General features: G+C 37.5%; 1 protein-coding gene. It reads left to right on the top strand.

Annotated elements, in window-relative coordinates; all coding sequences use genetic code 11:
- Nucleotides 1–105: 105 nt before the first annotated feature.
- Nucleotides 106–883 (top strand): ATP-binding protein (locus tag AB4496_RS07530; RefSeq protein WP_372130764.1); only part of this gene is annotated, 778 nt, incomplete at its 3' end.

The following is an 883-nucleotide window of genomic DNA, read 5'->3' as shown; positions in this document are numbered from 1 at the left end:
GGTTTATACCCAGTTGTTCCCGCATAAATTGCATGAACGTAAAATATAAAAGCGATTAATGGTTCTTTGCTATACAATCGAGTGAGTATTACTTGGAGTAACAATATGTCTGGTTATCTGACTAAAATTAAAACTAAAATCCCTTATTCTGATAAAGAAGTAGACATAGATGTCAATGGGAAAACGCTAATATTAACTGGCGGGAATGGGTGCGGTAAGACTCAACTACTGAACTATCTTTACGAAAAACTAAATGACCGCATAGTCAAGAAAGACAACACAAGTTTGGAGCAACTAGAAAGAAGCAAAATATCTTACGAGGAAATTTTGGAGCGTGAGGGCCCCGCAAACCAGTCTTATGACTCTTGGGCTCGAGAATTAAAAAATATTGTTCAAAAAATAGAAGAAGCCAACCAACCACCTATAACGTTATCTGATCTGGAGGGGTTTGTTTTAAAACACAAAGATTTTCAAGCACTCCTTATTTCTTTCGAAGCCGGAAGAAAGTCAGACATTTTAAAACCGTCTTCAGTTAGATCATTGAGTAGTCTAAAAGAAAAAGACCTACATTCTGTAACAAGGCCACATCAAAGCCAGACTGCATCATCTCTATTTGAAGAGTTCCTCGTCACAAGTATTGCCAATCAAGCTTTCTCTGAATCCAAGAAGATCAACAATGACCCAGAAGAAGCTGAGCGCATTAATAAATGGTTTATAAAACTAGAGAGCGATTTACAGAGCCTCTTTGAAGATGAAGAGCTTAGACTAGTTTTCCAATCGGACTCGTTTTCTTTTGAGGTTCATCAGCCACACAAAGAACCCTATACATTTCAAAGCCTGTCATCTGGATTCTCTTCAATTATGGCTGTGTATGCTGATTTAA

Source organism: Vibrio sp. 10N.222.46.A1, assembly GCF_041473595.1.
In the GTDB taxonomy this organism is placed as follows: Bacteria; Pseudomonadota; Gammaproteobacteria; order Enterobacterales; family Vibrionaceae; genus Vibrio; species Vibrio tasmaniensis_A.
Note: the sequence above shows the minus strand (reverse complement) of the source record. Positions and strands in the feature narration are given on the sequence as shown.